The 1,573-nt window shown below is 56.0% G+C and carries 3 pseudogenes; all 3 read right to left on the reverse strand.

Going from position 1 to position 1,573, the window contains the following annotated elements:
• Window positions 1–452: 452 nt before the first annotated feature.
• A pseudogene (locus BLS48_RS34565) lies at window positions 453–815 on the reverse strand (DDE-type integrase/transposase/recombinase); the annotation flags it as partial.
• A gap of 24 nt (window positions 816–839) precedes the next feature.
• Window positions 840–929: pseudogene (locus BLS48_RS34570) on the reverse strand (cold-shock protein); the annotation flags it as partial.
• Between the two features lie 304 nt (window positions 930–1,233).
• A pseudogene (gene repC / locus BLS48_RS34575) lies at window positions 1,234–1,480 on the reverse strand (replication initiation protein RepC); the annotation flags it as partial.
• Window positions 1,481–1,573 lie beyond the last annotated feature (93 nt).

The following is a 1,573-nucleotide window of genomic DNA, read 5'->3' on the forward strand; positions in this document are numbered from 1 at the left end:
AGCTTCGTTGTGAGAAGAACTCGCTGCCTTAGCTTCGTTGTGAGAAGAACTCGCTGCCTTCGAACCGAAACATCCCCCGAACGATGGGGCGCTGCTGCGTGGAGAAATGACGCCGGGCTGGCCTGCCGAACTATGACGCGATATAACATTTAGGCGCGGTGGTTGACTCACCCCCGCCTCGGGCGTCAGACACGCGCTGCTGGGTTCGCCGTCTCCGAGGGATGGCTGCGCCGGCATGTGCATCGACTCGCCCATGGACGCTCGCCCAATCGTATCACTGTCTAAATCAGTATCGAATCCGCCTAGACTTGGTTCACTCAGCTGCTGATGCGCGTCGTTCGCCTGCATTTGACCGCCTGACAATCTCGCGACCCAAGTAGCGGTCTCATCGTCATTTGGGCGTGTCGCAAAGCGGTCGGCCGAATGGTTTGGGCTGAAATACGTTCTGCTCTTCACGCCTTATTATCCTTTTGAAGTCCGAAGAGACGCGCGAGCAGATCGTTCTGATCATTGACGGTCCACTCTCCGGAGAAGCCAAACCCTTTTCGCAGCCACAGCATCGCTTCGAACCCTGCGATAGTTCGACGCGCGGTTTTGAAGGATTGGAATCCGCCGATCTTCGGCATGTTCTTCTTCACGCGGAAATGGTCACTCTCAATGCCTTGTTGGAGATGTTTGGTGACATAATGAACCGGATCCGGATGCAGGTGCCCATCGTCGACTGACGTCTTGATCGCCGATGTTTTCGTCCACATCTCCGCTGTCGAACGGGGCCTGTCGCAAATTTTCTTAGTTAACCGTCTGTTGACGCTCGCCGGAGAAATTCTCGCTTCGAATTTGTGGAGCGAGCCATCCTGACCGCCATTGTCGGGCTGGATAAATCCAAATCCCTTGGTGCTGTTGAACCACTTCACGGTCCCAGTCGCCATATGCGTTTCCTTTGTACCATTGCAATTAGGCAGGCGGTTAGGCCATTCCGTTTTTGAAATCCAAGACCTTGGAATTAGACGCAGCAAATCGAATAATTGCAAGGCCTGCTTCGCTCGCTGTCGGCGGGACGAAGGCAATTGCGCTGTTTGTAGCCGCGTGGTGGGACGTTCGTTCGGCGCCAATGAATTCCTCTCGTTCCGTGAAATTGATCGCCTGCACACCGTCCAACCAACAAAGGCGCCGCGAGCTTCTCGATCCTGCGAAAGTCATATTAGGTTGAACCGGCTGTGGGATTGGCGATCGTCATCCTGCCATTCTCGCCGTCGCGCCGTTCGCCTTGAGCGCTGCCATCAGCATCGGCCCGACTGAGAACTGCCCTGCCGTCGCCTTGTCGGTCAATGCCCGCAAATAGCCGCCGGCCGAGTTGATGTGCTGCGCCCTTTGCAGAATGCAGGCAATCACGATCGCCGGCCTCATACGCTGACGGCGAAACGCCCAGATATCCCCTCACCTGGGCAGCGGTAATCATGAGATCGCGCCAATTGCCGATGGAGCTATGCTGGAATTTGGGTGACGAGGCTGATCAAGCGGCGCTCTGCGGCTTCAATTCGATGACCTCGATTCCATCTTGGAATCTGGCACC

The sequence above is a fragment of the Mesorhizobium qingshengii genome (genome assembly GCF_900103325.1).
Classification (GTDB): domain Bacteria; phylum Pseudomonadota; class Alphaproteobacteria; order Rhizobiales; family Rhizobiaceae; genus Mesorhizobium; species Mesorhizobium qingshengii.